The 13,830-nt window shown below is 56.8% G+C and carries 16 protein-coding genes; 6 read left to right on the forward strand and 10 right to left on the reverse strand.

Going from position 1 to position 13,830, the window contains the following annotated elements; genetic code table 11:
- The first annotated feature begins 575 nt into the window (after positions 1-575).
- The 3 genes from tusD (at position 576) to CC94_RS0105510 (ending at position 2,417) form a co-directional block, all read left to right on the forward strand.
- On the forward strand, positions 576-965 hold the full coding sequence (gene tusD, locus CC94_RS0105500; RefSeq protein ID WP_031430069.1) for a sulfurtransferase complex subunit TusD: 390 nt from the start codon (positions 576-578) through the stop codon (positions 963-965).
- A gap of 5 nt (positions 966-970) precedes the next feature.
- The gene (gene tusC, locus CC94_RS0105505) at positions 971-1,327 is read left to right on the forward strand and encodes a sulfurtransferase complex subunit TusC (protein WP_031430071.1); all 357 of its coding nucleotides are present in this window, start codon (positions 971-973) and stop codon (positions 1,325-1,327) included.
- A 403-nt stretch (positions 1,328-1,730) separates the two neighbouring features.
- Positions 1,731-2,417, forward strand: coding sequence for a hypothetical protein (locus tag CC94_RS0105510; protein ID WP_031430073.1), 687 nt, complete (start codon positions 1,731-1,733; stop codon positions 2,415-2,417).
- A 2-nt stretch (positions 2,418-2,419) separates the two neighbouring features.
- On the opposite strand, the gene CC94_RS0105515 is transcribed toward CC94_RS0105510, so the two are convergent.
- Positions 2,420-3,103 (reverse strand): YggS family pyridoxal phosphate-dependent enzyme, encoded by a 684-nt coding sequence (locus CC94_RS0105515; RefSeq protein ID WP_031430075.1) that lies wholly within the window; start codon positions 3,101-3,103, stop codon positions 2,420-2,422.
- A gap of 128 nt (positions 3,104-3,231) precedes the next feature.
- On the opposite strand from CC94_RS0105515, the gene CC94_RS0105520 reads away from it, so the two are divergent.
- A complete protein-coding gene (locus CC94_RS0105520; protein ID WP_031430077.1) occupies positions 3,232-4,269 on the forward strand; it encodes a type IV pilus twitching motility protein PilT in 1,038 nt (345 codons plus the stop codon).
- Positions 4,270-4,324: 55 nt separating this feature from the next.
- A complete protein-coding gene (locus CC94_RS0105525) occupies positions 4,325-5,458 on the forward strand; it encodes a PilT/PilU family type 4a pilus ATPase (RefSeq protein ID WP_005374664.1) in 1,134 nt (377 codons plus the stop codon).
- A 39-nt stretch (positions 5,459-5,497) separates the two neighbouring features.
- Here CC94_RS0105525 and egtD read toward each other — a convergent pair whose 3' ends face one another.
- The 9 genes from egtD to CC94_RS24055 all read right to left on the reverse strand — a co-directional run bounded on the left by egtD (position 5,498) and on the right by CC94_RS24055 (position 13,373).
- Entirely contained in the window at positions 5,498-6,448 is a 951-nt protein-coding gene (gene egtD, locus CC94_RS0105530; RefSeq protein ID WP_157203379.1) for an L-histidine N(alpha)-methyltransferase, read from the reverse strand.
- A gap of 2 nt (positions 6,449-6,450) precedes the next feature.
- Positions 6,451-7,722 carry an ergothioneine biosynthesis protein EgtB gene (gene egtB / locus CC94_RS0105535; protein ID WP_031430081.1) on the reverse strand — a complete coding sequence of 424 codons (1,272 nt, stop codon included), beginning with the start codon at positions 7,720-7,722 and terminating at the stop codon, positions 6,451-6,453.
- A gap of 61 nt (positions 7,723-7,783) precedes the next feature.
- A complete protein-coding gene (locus tag CC94_RS0105540; protein WP_031430083.1) occupies positions 7,784-8,065 on the reverse strand; it encodes a DUF427 domain-containing protein in 282 nt (93 codons plus the stop codon).
- 672 nt (positions 8,066-8,737) lie between these two features.
- A complete protein-coding gene (gene panD, locus CC94_RS0105545) occupies positions 8,738-9,124 on the reverse strand; it encodes an aspartate 1-decarboxylase (protein WP_005374668.1) in 387 nt (128 codons plus the stop codon).
- A gap of 199 nt (positions 9,125-9,323) precedes the next feature.
- On the reverse strand, positions 9,324-10,169 hold the full coding sequence (gene panC / locus CC94_RS0105550; protein ID WP_031430085.1) for a pantoate--beta-alanine ligase: 846 nt from the start codon (positions 10,167-10,169) through the stop codon (positions 9,324-9,326).
- 2 nt (positions 10,170-10,171) lie between these two features.
- Positions 10,172-10,963, reverse strand: a complete 792-nt coding sequence (gene panB, locus CC94_RS0105555; protein WP_005374670.1) for a 3-methyl-2-oxobutanoate hydroxymethyltransferase — start codon at positions 10,961-10,963, stop codon at positions 10,172-10,174.
- 1 nt (position 10,964) lies between these two features.
- Positions 10,965-11,468, reverse strand: a complete 504-nt coding sequence (gene folK / locus CC94_RS0105560; RefSeq protein WP_031430086.1) for a 2-amino-4-hydroxy-6-hydroxymethyldihydropteridine diphosphokinase — start codon at positions 11,466-11,468, stop codon at positions 10,965-10,967.
- Positions 11,469-11,529: 61 nt separating this feature from the next.
- A complete protein-coding gene (pcnB, locus tag CC94_RS0105565) occupies positions 11,530-12,906 on the reverse strand; it encodes a polynucleotide adenylyltransferase PcnB (protein WP_031430088.1) in 1,377 nt (458 codons plus the stop codon).
- 191 nt (positions 12,907-13,097) lie between these two features.
- The gene (locus CC94_RS24055; RefSeq protein WP_169740930.1) at positions 13,098-13,373 is read right to left on the reverse strand and encodes a hypothetical protein; all 276 of its coding nucleotides are present in this window, start codon (positions 13,371-13,373) and stop codon (positions 13,098-13,100) included.
- Between CC94_RS24055 and CC94_RS0105575 the strand changes: the two genes are divergently transcribed.
- Complete coding sequence (locus CC94_RS0105575) at positions 13,363-13,761, forward strand: RDD family protein (RefSeq protein ID WP_425411944.1); 399 nt, start codon at positions 13,363-13,365, stop codon at positions 13,759-13,761. The two genes, CC94_RS24055 and CC94_RS0105575, sit on opposite strands and share 11 nt — an antisense overlap.
- Positions 13,762-13,830: the final 69 nt, after the last annotated feature.

Here is a 13,830-nt window from a genome sequence, read left to right on the forward strand (position 1 = left end):
GAGTTATTGTACAAGGGACATGCCGGAAAAATAAACGTAGGGTACGCTGCGCGTACCTCATTCTAAATTTTGAGCACTTGGAAAAACCGGAAAATTTAACATAACGGTACGCCCGGCGTACCCTACGGGGCTATATGTCGGACGGGACATTTATCTCGTCCATAACGTTTAAAGAGAGACGGACAGGAAGGATGATTTTGTGTTTGCGGAGAGTTTTCAAACCTTGGGGACGTCGCTAGAGCATTTTCGTTTCGGGTTTACGTGCCGCTAAGTTAAGGGAAACTCGTCATTCCGGCAAGGATTGCCGGAATCCAGAAGCCAAGGATGGCGACTTCTAATACATCCATGTCATCTGGATCTCGGCAATCCCTGCCGAGATGACGGCTTGACTTAACGGTATTGCGCCCTTATACGCGATATGAAAATGCTCTAGCGGCCTCTCAGGAAAAGGTACGCGCAGCGTACCCTACATAGGACAGCACAACCTCAGACCATAAAAGCGGCCTATAAGTTTGCCCGTAATTTTTACTCCTGCCGGATTGTGTTAATCTACGGGGTAAAAACCGACCGATTTCATGAAATTCGCACTACAAATCAATGCCGGCCCTTATGCCTCGAACGCCGGCCATACCGCTTACCGATTTGCCGAAACCGCGCTCGCGATGGGGCACGAGGTGGAGCGGGTGTTTTTTTACCATGACGGCATCTATCACGGCTTGCGCTATGCCACGCCGCCCGACGACGAATTCGACTGCACCGCCCGCTGGAGCGCGCTGGCCGAGCGCCACCGGATCGATCTGGTGCTGTGCATTTCGGCGGCGCAAAAGCGCGGACTTCTGTGCCGCGACGAAGCCGAACGGCAAGGCAAGCACGATGACGACCTGGCGCCGGGCTTTAGGATTGCCGGCCTCGGGCAACTGGTCGAGGCGATCCGGCACGCGGACCGTTTCCTGGTTTTCGGCTGATCTTTATGAAGCAATTTTTATTCGTTCTCCGCAGGCCGCCGCACAGCGGCGCCTTCGTCCAGGAAATGCTCGACATCGTGCTGACGACCGCCGCCTTCGACCAGCCGGCTTCGGTATTGCTGCTCGACGATGCGGTCTTCCAGTTGAAACACGGCCAGCAGCCGGCCGATTTCGGGATGAAGGATACCGCGTCGATTTACCGTGCGCTCGAAATTTACGATGTAAAGCACGTCTATGCGGAACTCGAATCGCTCGAAGAACGCGGCCTGAAGCCGGCCGACCTCGGCCTGCCCGTCCAAACCATCTATAGGAAAGATATCGCCAGCCTGATGCGCCGCCATCAGGTGCTGTTTTCGGGGTAAACCGCCGCTCTGCCAACGAACGGCCTCCGCAGTCGTTGCGGAGCCCCGAAAACTTCATGCAGCCCCGGCGAAGATCGGCTTGCCGGTTACCTCCGATCATAAATAAAGAAACTATGTCATATGCCTCACCCGGTCGGTCAAATCACACAAATTCCCCGAGACAGCGCAATATAACCCATTGATAATGGCCTATTTTTTCCAGACAAACCCCAAATTAAAGCAAAAACCTTGCCAAAAACCGCGACATTTTACCGCGCGTCAATTCGCCGCATTTCCTAACACATATCATGCCGATACACTCTTCTCCAGCTTTTGCAAGGCCTGTAAGACAGCATAAGCTATCATCCTTCCTCACTCGGCGCGGACCGGTTTCCGGTCCGCGCTTTTTTTGAAAGGAGCCGACATGAAACGCTACGACACGCTTAAATCAAACAAGATTCCGACGCATCCCGAGATGCTGAGAAAACAAACCGCGATTCACGAAGCGGGACACGCGGCCGCGATTTATCTGGGCAACAAACAAAAGCAACTGCCGCCGGTTTTTTTCCAAATCATCATCAAAGACGTGGTGCACGTGGGACAATGGCCCTGCCGGACACGCCATGCCGCTCCCGATACGATGGCTTGTTTCGCCAAGGTCGAAGGCGGCCGGCTGATTCATACGCTGCCGCCCTCGCTGACGGACGCCGCACGGCGCCTGCCGCCTTCCGAACGGGATGCTTACCGGGCCGCGTTCGAGGCCGATATCGTCAATTTTCTGGCCGGCCCGCTCGCCGAAGCCAGATACGTGGCGTTATGCGACGGCGAAATCTTCAATCCGCGCCTGGTGAATCTCGACGCGCTGCATTTTTACGGCGGCGCGGCGGATGTCGCGCTGACGAAGGAATACATGGACTGCCTTTCCCTGGAAACCCTGGAAAAAGAACAAAAGCTCGGCGAACTGTTCCTGGCGGCCCATCATTTCATCAGCCAGCGCCCGCACTGGCAGGCCATTACGGCGCTGGCCGATTTCATTCTGAACGCCGGCAAGAAAACGATCGCCTGCGAGGAAATCATCGGCGTACTCGACGCGCAGGCAGGCTGGGCCTGAAATCAGGCGGAACGCGCTTCGCGCGCGCCGAACAGCGCCGTCCCGATCCTGACGATCGTCGCGCCTTCCAGAATCGCGGCCTTTAAATCGTCCGACATTCCGAACGAAAACGTATCGAGATCCGCCCTTCCCAGCCGTTTTACCGCGTCACCCAGCGTTCGGTAAGGCAAGCGCTGCCGTTCGAAATCGCTTTCGGGCGCCGGAATCGCCATCACCCCGCGCAGCCTCAAACGCGGCATATCCGCCACCTGTTGGCACAGCGCCGGCAGTTCTTCGAGTTCGACGCCCGATTTGGATTGTTCGCCGCTGATATTCACCTGCAAACACACATTCAACGGCGGCAAGTGCGCCGGCCGCTGGTCGTTCAGCCGTTTGGCGTTTTTGAACGAATCGACGCTGTGCACCCAATCGAAATGCGCCGCCAACAGCTTGGTCTTGTTCGACTGGATCGGACCGATAAAATGCCAAGTAATGTCGTAGGCGCCAAGCTCGGCCTGTTTTTTCAGCGCTTCCTGGCAGTAACTTTCGCCGAAATGGCGCTGCCCCGCCAGGTAGGCTTCGGCAATGTCCTCGGCGGGCTTGGTTTTGCCGACCGCGAGCAGCAGCACCGAATCTTCCGGGCGCTTGGCGATGCGGCAATATTCCCGAATTTGCTGGCGGACGAGGTTCAGATTCCGGCTGATCATGATGTTTTGGCGTCGAAGTAAAACAGGGAGAGCCAAGTATTAAACACCACGCCTTTAAAAAAACAAAGAGTTGAACTACTTTTAGGGACAGGTCAACCAATTTTACCCGCTTGAATTCAGAGGAAAGTATGGATATTGCCGAGCTGCTCGCTTTTTCGGTCAAAAACAATGCATCCGATTTACATTTATCGGCAGGGCTGCCGCCAATGATCCGGGTCGACGGGGACATACGCCGAATCAATGTGCCGCCTCTCGACCACAAACAGGTGCACGCGCTGATGTACGACATCATGAACGACAAACAGCGCCGTGATTACGAGGAATTTCTCGAAACCGACTTCTCGTTCGCGCTGCCCGGCGTAGCGCGGTTCCGGGTCAATGCGTTCAACCAGGAACGCGGCGCGGCAGGCGTTTTCCGGACAATTCCTTCCAAAGTTCTCAGTCTCGAAGACTTGAAGGCGCCGAAATTTTTCGAAGAAGTCACCCGCAAACCACGCGGCCTGATCTTGGTCACCGGCCCGACCGGCTCCGGCAAATCGACCACGCTGGCGGCGATGATCAACCACATCAATACGAACGACTACGCCCATATCCTGACCGTCGAGGACCCGATCGAATTCGTGCACGAAAGCCAGAAATCGCTGATCAACCAGCGCGAGGTGCACCGCGATACGCACGGCTTCAACGAGGCCCTGCGCTCGGCGCTGCGGGAAGACCCGGACATCATCCTGGTCGGCGAAATGCGCGACCTGGAAACGATCCGGCTCGCCCTGACCGCGGCCGAAACGGGCCACCTGGTATTCGGCACGCTGCATACCACTTCCGCCGCGAAAACGATCGACCGGATCATCGACGTGTTTCCGGCCGCGGAAAAAGACATGATCCGCGCCATGCTGTCCGAATCGCTGCAGGCGGTCATTTCGCAGACGCTGCTGAAAAAGGTCGGCGGCGGCCGGACCGCGGCGCACGAGATCATGGTCGGCACCGCCGCAATCCGCAACCTGATCCGCGAGGCGAAAGTCGCGCAAATGTATTCCGCGATCCAGACCGGACGCAAGGACGGCATGCAGACGCTCGACCAGAATCTGAAGGAACTGGTCGACAAGGGGCTGATCACCTCGAAAACCGCAATGACCCGAGCGGTCAACAAAGACATGTTCCGCTAGGCGGGAGCGGCAAACTCATTTTCAATCGGCTACCACCGTGACGGAAGAAAAACTTATGGATTTCAAAGCATTGCTTGCACTGATGGTGCAAAAAAAAGCCTCCGACCTGTTCATCACGGCAGGCCGCTCGCCGACGATCAAGGTGGACGGCTCGATGGTCGAGGTCTCCAAAACGCCGCTGATGCCCGACCAATCGATGAAGATCGTGCAGAGCATCATGAACCAGCGGCAAAAGGACGAGTTCGACCATACCAAGGAATGCCAGTTCGCGATCAGCGTCCCCAATCTGGGCCGCTTCCGGGTCAGCGCCTTCATGCAGCGCGACGCCGCCGGCATGGTCCTGCGCCGGATCGAAACGGTGATTCCCACGGCCGAAGAACTGCACCTGCCGCTGATCCTGAAAGAGCTGATCATGGAAAAACGCGGACTGTTGATCTTCGTCGGCGGGACCGGCACCGGTAAATCGACTTCGCTGGCCGCGCTGATCAAGCACCGCAACCAGAACTCCAGTGGCCACATCATCACCATCGAAGACCCGATGGAGTTTATGCATTCGCATCTGGGCTGCATCGTGACCCAACGCGAAGTCGGCGTCGATACCGAATCGTACGAAGTCGCCTTGAAGAATACGCTGCGGCAAGCGCCCGACGTGATTCTGATCGGCGAAATCCGGACCCGCGAAACGATGCAGAATGCGATTACCTTTGCCGAAACCGGCCATCTCTGCCTGTCGACCCTGCATGCGAACAACGCGAACCAGGCGCTCGACCGGATTCTGCATTTTTTTCCCGAGGACATGCACCCGCAGTTGTTCATGGATCTGTCGCTGAATCTGCGCGGGATCGTCGCGCAGCAGTTGATCAAACGCGCGGACGGCAAAGGCCGCTATCCGGCGGTCGAAATCCTGATCAACACGCCGCTGGCGAAGGATTACATCCGCAAGGGCGAAGTGCACAAATTGAAGGAACTGATGAAGCAATCGCGCGAACAGGGCATGCAGACCTTCGACCAAGCCTTGTACGATCTGTATGTCGCAGGCAAAATCAGCTACGAAGACGCTTTGAGCTCGGCCGATTCGAGAAACGAAGTCCGCCTGATGATCAAGCTCGGCACGGCAGGCATCAGCGGCATGGCCGGCGACGACATGATGCTGAGCGAAGCGGAAGACGATAAAGGCGCCTTATATTAAAAAATCGCCGCGGGCAGGGTATTGCCGGCAACGGAAACGCTAGGCGCTCAAGTAATGGATGCTGAACAAGCCTTCGGGGTCGATCCAGACTTTGCCCGGACGGAACCCCGTCCGCAGAGCCAGGCGGCGGAAGCTTGCGAGGCTGTATTTATGGGAATTTTCGGTATGGATCGTTTCTCCTGCCGCCATACGGATCGTTCGATCCGCTATCCGGACCGACTGCGCTTCAGGACTCGCCAGGTGCATTTCGATACGGTCGAGCTCCGGATTGTAAAAAGCGAGATGGTCGAAACGATCGACCCGAAAATCGGCGTCCAATTCACGATTGATACGCACCAGCAAATTTTTATTGAACGCTTCGGTCACTTTCTGCCGGTCATTATAGGCGGCTTCCAGCACATCGACATTCTTGACCAGATCGACGCCGATCAGCAAACCGCCGCCGTCGCCGACCAACCGGGCAATCCGCTTCAACAGCGCGGCCGCCTCCCCGGGCGTTAAATTGCCGATGCTGGAGCCCGGGAAAAATACGATGCGGCGCTGCCCTTCCAGGCTCGGCGGCAAATTCCAGCTCCCCGCGTAATCGGCGCAAACGGCATGGATTTCCAGCCACGGATAATCCGAGGCAAGGGCCTTGGCCGCAACGCGCAAATGATGCTTCGAAATATCGATCGGCACGTAAGAAACAGGCCGCAATGCATCGAGCAATAACCGGATTTTGCGGCTGCTGCCGCTGCCGAGTTCGAACAAGACCGCCTCCGGCCCGACCGCGCCGGCGATCTGATCCCCATACCGTTCGAGCAGGCCGATTTCGGTCCGCGTCAGATAATATTCGGGCAGTTCGCAAATCCGGTCGAACAGCTGCGAGCCTTCGGCATCGTAAAAAAATTTCGGAGCGATCGTTTTCTGCCGGCTGCTCAGGCCTGCCAGGATTTCCACCTGAAAATCACTCAAGGTCGGATGAAAATCGTAAAAATGCAGCCCGGCCATGGTCATGCATCCTGAGCCAGGCGAATCCCCATAAACTGCCAGCGGTTATGCGGATAAAAAAAATTGCGGTAACTTTTGCGGATATGGCTTTCGGGCGTGGCGCAAGAGCCGCCGCGCAGCACCATCTGACTGCACATGAATTTGCCGTTGTACTCGCCGACCGCATTTGCCCAAGGCCGGAAGCCGGGATAAGGCCGGTAAGCGCTTTGCGTCCATTCCCAGACATCGCCGCCCAGTTGTAAGACCCCCTCCCCTGTTCGAGCGGCCTGCGGACGGAATCGGCCGGATTCCAGGTAATTTCCGGGCCACAATCCTGCCGTCCCAGCCGCATGTTCCCATTCTTCTTCGGAAGGCAGACGCTTACCGGCCCAGGTCGCAAAAGCGTCCGCCTCGAAATAGCTGACATGGCAGACCGGCTCTTCAGCCGTCAGCGGCTCTTCCCCCGCCAGCGTGAAATACCGCCAGGCGCCGTCCGTTTTTCGCCAGTACAAAGGGGCCTGCCAGCCTTCCCGCTGCACTGCGGTCCAGCCGTCGGCCAGCCATAACAAGGGATTGGCGTAGCCGCCGTCGTCGATGAATTCGAGATATTCGGCATTGGTCACCAGGCGGTTGGCCAGCAGAAACTCATTCATCCGCATACGATGGCGCGGCAGTTCATTGTCGAAACAAAATCCGTTGCCGTCATGCCCCACGGCGGTTTCGCCGCCCTGCACTTTGATCCACCGCAACGGCACCGGCACCTCCTCCTCTTCGGCAAAGCGGTCTTCGGCATAGACCGGCACAAGCGGATTGTTTCCAAGAATATGCTTAATGTCGGTTAACAGGAGTTCCTGATGTTGTTGTTCATGATGCAGACCCAGCTTGATCAGCAGGCGGATGTCCCGGCTTTCATCACGATCATCCAGCCGCACCATCAATTCGTTCATCGCCTCATCGACATGACGCCTGTAACGATAAATGTCGACGACGGAGGGACGCGACAAAAGCCCGCGCCGGTCTCTCGGAAACGGAGTTCCAACGCCTTGATAGTACGAATTGAAAAGCGGGTGGAAGCGGACGTCGAACGGCCGGTAGCCGGAAACGTACGGCACCAGAATGAAAGTCTCGAAAAACCAGCTGGCATGCGCAAGATGCCATTTCGGAGGGCTGACGTCGGGCATCGTCTGTACGACATAATCTTCCACCGTGAGCGGTTTGCACAGCATCTCGCTTTGGCGGCGCACTCGGCAATAAACTTCCAGCCGGCTGGGCGCGCTTTCGGAATGTTCGTCCATCACGCGGCTCCTTAACGAAACGAAGCATCTGCGAATTGATCCCTTCTTCCGCAATGCGCCTTCATGCGGCGATCTCGACGCCCTTCTGGAAAGCGATATAGTTTTTTATGGACGAAGCTTTCTCTTTCGGTTCCGGATAGTACCAGGCGGCATCCGGATTGGTCGCACCGTTCGCCACGATGTCGCAATAGCTCGCCTGGCCCTTCCACGGGCAGACAGTATGAGTGGCGCTTTCGCGCAGAAATTCGGTGTGCACCGAAGCCGGCGGAAAATAACAATTTCCCTCGATCTCGATCACCTCATCGCTGTCGGCAATGACTGCGTTATTCCATAAGGCTTTCATGGCGCTCGCTCCGTGACGGTTTATCTTAGTGGAATGGGACTTTGGGGCAACCGGCGGAGTTCCCCACCCGCCGCTTTTACGGAGAAGAAAAAGGCCTTTTTATCCCTTCCGACTGCCTGTAAATAGGCCTAAGGATTGAGTTGATCATAACTTCCCCCTCGTTCCCCCGCCGAACGCTTACCGTGATACCCCCTTTGCCGGCTTGGGTTACCCCAAAGAGTGTATAAACCGTTGTAGGGTACGCTGTGCGTACCGTTCCCGCCCCCCGATGGTACGCACAGCGTACCCTACACCCCACGACCGCCCAATGAGGTGCCTCATGGCGTGCGCCGCGATGGGAACAATCAGGCGGCATGCCGAAAGGTTATTTTTAGCCGCACCTAAAGGCTACCCGGCGCCCGAGCTTGCCCTCTGTTTAATATGGCGGCGACGGCCATTGGACCGTAGGTCCGGGGCGAGCGATAGAAGGATGATGGGAGAGAAATCAAAAGGCCTGCCAGGTTTTATAAATCTGGCAGGCCTGAGAACGAGGGGGTTCGAAACGTCAGACTTTACTCTATCGGAAGATAGCGAAACCCTTTATCCGTTAGAGTCAAGGCCGCAAAAAAGCGCCTCTAACCGGATGTTTTTTCAATCCGAGTTAAAGTCGCTTCCAGGAATAAAGGTTGCCGGTCAAGCCGCCTGAACTTGCACCGGAATCGACGACGCGGTACGCACCACCTCGTTCTTTTCGTTGAAATAGATCAAAGCCGGCTTGTAGTTCGCCAACTCTTTCTGATCGTAGATCGCGTAGGCGCAGATGATCACCACATCGCCCGCACAGGCAAGACGCGCCGCCGCGCCGTTGACCGAGATGACCTTGGACCCCGCTTCCGCACGGATCGCATAAGTCGTGAAACGCTCGCCGTTGTTGACATTGTATATCTGGATCTGTTCGTACTCCCTGATCCCCGCCAAATCGAGAAAGTCGGAGTCGATTGCGCATGAGCCTTCGTAACCGAGCTCCGATCGTGTAACGGTCGCCCGGTGAAGTTTCGCTTTCAGCATCGTAGTTTGCATAATAACCCGATATAAAGTGCTTTAAGAAACCTTCAATTATCGCTCATTCCTGTAGATCCGGCAATACATGAAAAACGAGGCATTCGCCTTGAAAACGCCGAACCCTGCTTTTAAACGCCGAGAAAAAGGCGGCTTTGTACAACAATATTAAAGATCCGCCGCACCGCCTGAAGCCGGCACCTTCCGTTTCGCCATTACTTTACTTGGAAAAAGCGATATTATCAATCAACCGCGTTTTTCCGAGCCTCGCCGCGGCCAGGATCACGATCTCCCGGTCTTCGGGCACCGCTGCGACCAAATCGGAACTTCGGCAGATCGAAAAATAATCGGTCTTGAAGCCCGCCTCCGCGAGAAAAGACTGTGCCTGCCGCTCGATATCCGCGTAAGCCTCCCGGCCACCCGACAATACCGCTTCCTTGGCATTGAGCAAAGCCTGATAAAGCTTGGCCGCCTGAACTTTTTCGGTTTCGGTCAGATAGCCGTTCCGGGAACTCATCGCCAGCCCGCTCGGTTCCCGGACCGTTTCGACCGGAACCAACGCCACCGGAATATTCAAATCGCGCACCATCGTACGAATAATCACCAATTGCTGGTAGTCCTTAAGACCGAAAAAAGCGCTGTCGGGTTGCACGATATTGAACAATTTCGCAACCACGGTCGCGACCCCATCGAAATGGCCCGGCCGAAACGCTCCGCAATGCAGATCGGACAATCCTTTCACGCTGACTACTGTTTTCGCGCCGGGATCGTACATGTTCCGGATTTCGGGCAGGAACAGCAGGTCGGCGCCGGCCGCCAGCAATTTTTCCCGGTCTTCGGCTTCGGTGCGCGGATAAGTCTCGAAGTCTTCGCCGGGGCCGAACTGGGTCGGATTCACGAAAATGCTGACCACGACGCGTTCGGCCTGCCGCCGCGCCGTCTCTACCAAGCGGATATGTCCCGCGTGCAGATTGCCCATCGTCGGCACGAACGCGATCCGCTCGCCGGCACGCCGCCGGTTACCGAGAATCGTGCGCAGGTCGGCTATCGTTTTGACGATTTGCATGATTAAAAGCTGTGGTCCGGGGTAGGAAAACGCAATTCTTTGACGGCAGACCGGTAATTGCCGAACGCCTCGGCGATCGCAACCGGCGGCTGCATGAAATTCATCGAAAAACGCGGTCGCTTGCCGATGCCGATGTCCAGCATGTCGTAAAGCACCAGCACCTGACCGTCGCAATCGATGCCTGCGCCGATTCCGATCACCGGAATGGACAGACGCGCGCTGATGGCGGCAGCCAGCTTCGCAGGCACGCATTCCAGCACCAGCAAAGCCGCGCCGGCCGCTTCCAACTGCAACGCGTCGGCCAGGATTTTGTCCGCTTCGGCCGGGTCGACGCCCTGCACCTTGTAGCCGCCGAGACGGTTGATCGACTGCGGCAGCAGCCCCAGGTGGCCGCAGACCGGGATGCCTTGATCGACCAGAAAGCGGACCGCTTCGAAACGCGCGCCTTCCAGCTTGACCATCTGCGCGCCCGCCTGCATCAGTTTGGCCGCATTCATGGCCGCGCCGAGGGGGTCGGGATAAGTCAAAAACGGCATGTCCGCAATCACCAACGCTCGCCGGCGCGCGGCCGCTACCCAGCGGGTATGGTAGATCATATCGTCCAGCGAGACCTGAAGCGTCGAGGCCTGCCCCTGAATCACCATGCCCAGCGAGTCGCCGACCAATATCGCATCGATGCCGGCCTGATCGATCAAAGCGCTGAAGCTGGCGTCGTAAGCGGTCAGGCAGGCGATTTTCTCGCCTTGCCGCTTCATCGCCGCTAGGTCGTGAATGGATAAGGGCTTCCGGTTCATTTCATTCAATCCTTTCCAGCCCGTCGCGCGGGCAGTTTACGATAAGATCGGCAATCCGCCCCAGTCCGGGGATCACCAGTGCCGGCGCGATTTCGAACAGCGGATACAGCACAAAAGCGCGCTGGCCCAAGCCGGGGTGAGGCACGGTCAACTCGTCCGTTTCGATCCGGTGTGCGCCATAAATCAGCAAATCCAGATCGAGCGTGCGCGCGGTCCAGCGTTCCCCGGCCCGGACCCGTCCGTGCGCCTGCTCGATGCACTGCAATTGGCGAAGCAGTGCCGGCGCAGTCAAATCGGTCGACACCGCCATCACCGCGTTCACATAATCGGGCTGATCCTGCGGCCCCATCGGCGGACTGCGGTACAGGCTGGAAAATGCCAGCTCCCGCACGCCCGGAACCGCGGCGCAATCGGCGCGCGCCGAGCGCACCTGTTTCACAGGATCGGCCAGATTGCTGCCCAGCCCTAGGTAAGCAGTGACAGTACCGTTATTGGGTTTGTTCATAGAAATAACCTTTTTGCATCCCCAGACCTGCCCGGCTTTAAAAACCTGGCAGGTCTTCTATCTAGCTCGGTGGATTTTCGATCGACCCCGTATTTTTCTTTTTACCGGTCCGGCGACGGGCCCGAGTGTTTTTCAGATTTCTGGACGGCTGCGTCATCTTTTTTTGCGCGGCTTCATCGGCCTCTTGAAACTTACTCCACCAGTCGGCCAATTCGGGACCGGCATCGCCGGTTTCCGCACGAAGCAGCAAAAAATCGTAGGCGGCGCGAAAACGCGGATGGGTCAGCAGGCGAGCCGGCCGGGGGCCTATCCGCTGCTCGAATTTCGGCTGCAAGCTCCAGACCTCGCGCATCGCCAGGCTGATATGCCGCGGGAACGCGGTACGCCTGACCTGGCGGGTCAGAATCTCGCCGGCTGCGCTCTGGAAAGCGTTGTAATCGTCCAGGCCACGTTCCTGATTGATCCGGGTCAACATCCGGAGCGGCTCCCACAAAAACGCCGCCAGCAGGAAATAGGGCGTTACCGTTTTGCTTTCGGCGATCCGGTTATCCGAGTTTTGCAGCGCCTTGATCAACAGCAGCTTCGGAAAACCGTTTTCCTCGACTGCAAGGCTTTTTTCGGTGTCCGGAAACAATACCTGAAAAAGGCCGTAATGCCGCAACATTTCGAAAGTCTGCAGCGCAAAGCCCGACAGGAACAGCTTCAAGACTTCATCGTAAAGGCGAGCGGAAGGAATGCTGTAAAGCAGGTCGGCGGAGCCGTAAATGGCCTTCTGGCAATCGGGGTCGATGTTGAAGCCCAGCTTGACCGCAAAGCGGACCGCGCGCAGCATCCGCACCGGATCTTCGCGGAACCGGGTTTCAGGATCGCCGATCAGTCTGAGCATGCCGGACTTGTGGTCGTCCATCCCGCCGGTATAGTCGACCACCGAAAAATCCTTGATGTTGTAGTACAGCGCATTGACCGTAAAATCGCGCCGCCAGACGTCCTGCTCGATCGTGCCGTACACGTTATCGCGCAGCAGGCGCCCTTCGTCGTTGGTGACCTGATTGTCGTCCTGCTCGTTGCCGAAGCCGCGAAACGTGGCGACCTCGATCACCTCGTTCCCGAAATGCACATGCGCCAGACGAAAACGCCGCCCGATCAGCCGGCAATTGCGGAATACGCCCTTGATCTGTTCGGGGTGCGCATTGGTCACGACGTCGAAATCCTTCGGCTCGCGCCCAAGCAGCAAATCGCGTACGCAACCACCGACCAGATAGGCGTCGTATCCGGATTTTTGCAGGCGATACAAGACCTTCAGCGCATGCTCGCTGATCTGAGCCCGTGAAATCGTATGTTCCGAACGCGGGTAAATTCGAACTTTCGGCGCTTCGTCCGCGGTCCTGCCGCCGGCCGATTTAACTATTTTTTTGAAGAAGTTTAAAATAATCGACATTCCCTAGTTTATCTGTTATCTGCCTAAATCATACCACTTCGCACCCGATAACCCAACTGGCACTATCCTTTTACAATCCATTCGGATATAGTAGAATGATTTGCGTTAGCGAGCAAACCCGATCCTGATCGGCATAGCGTTGAGTTAAGCCTCGGAAATCAGGATAATGTCCATTTAATCACCGAACACATTCATCCTGAGCTTGACAAGATTGCTATGAAAAAAATAATTGACGGATTCATCGACAACCCGCTGGCGAGCAGCATCTTTGTAGCGGACTTTTTTCTTTTGATCTTTATTCGTCCGCCCTTTTTCTTTTCATTGATCATGCTCGGCACCCTGGCCGCCAGCAGCATGTATCTCGGCCAAAAAACGGCGCCTTTCAAATAATTGCGGCGGCCGTCCAAAACTTCCGATGCCCCGGGTGCAAATTCGGCGCCCGGCCTCTTCCGCCGTTTGGCGGCCATCGTCTACGATTCGCTGTTACTGGCGGCCGTGCTGTTTGCAGCCACCGCCGCGATACTGCCTTTCAATTCCGGCCATGCCTTCCGGCCGGACCAATATTTTTATCCCGCCTATCTGATCGGCGTCAGTTTCCTGTTTTTCGGCTGGTTCTGGACCCACGGCGGCCAGACCCTGGGCATGCGCGCCTGGAAAATCAAAGTCCTGACGAAGGACGGAAAACCCCTCAACTGGCGCCGGGCCGGCCTGCGCTTTTTCTCCGCTCTCTTTTCCTGGCTGATTTTCGGGCTCGGTTTCTGGTGGATTCTTTTCGATAAGCGGAAGCGGAGCTGGCACGACCATTTATCCGATACCGCCGTCTATTTCGATCCGAATTCGGCCGACTCCCGGTAAAACCCGCCTTTTCCGCCCGAGCCCGACCCACCACGGCAATACGGCAGAGCCGTCCGGACCGAGGTTGAT

Source organism: Methylomicrobium agile, from assembly GCF_000733855.1.
GTDB lineage: Bacteria > Pseudomonadota > Gammaproteobacteria > Methylococcales > Methylomonadaceae > Methylomicrobium > Methylomicrobium agile.